The sequence below is a fragment of the Streptococcus oralis subsp. tigurinus genome (assembly GCF_002093545.1).
GTDB lineage: Bacteria > Bacillota > Bacilli > Lactobacillales > Streptococcaceae > Streptococcus > Streptococcus oralis_C.
The window spans coordinates 1-301 of the sequence record NZ_LNVF01000030.1; the positions used below are offsets into that span (position 1 = coordinate 1).

Genomic DNA, 301 nt, shown 5'->3' on the forward strand with positions numbered 1-301 from the left:
AGAAGTTGGAGAAACTTCAAATAGCATTTTACTTGCAGGCAAATGGTATGGAGTCGGTTACGCAGGAAGCATGAAAGAAGGCTTCACCATTACCAATAAGGAAAAGACTCCATGGGCCCCAATGATCCCACCAACCCGAGCGATCACGGTCACAAAAGAGTGGCAAGACTCAGATGGCAACAAGATCGACGCACCTGTAGACAGTGTCACAGTCGAACTCTATAAAGACGGCGTGGCAACTGGTCAAGTACAAGAGTTGACCAAAGACCACAACTGGACAGCCAGCTTTGAGAAACTGCCA

1 protein-coding gene is annotated in these 301 nt (G+C 47.8%); it reads left to right on the top strand.

Features of this window, described 5'->3' with window-relative positions; translation table 11 throughout:
• Window positions 1-301 (top strand): Cna B-type domain-containing protein (locus tag ATE34_RS10915; protein WP_142357501.1); only part of this gene is annotated, 301 nt, incomplete at both ends.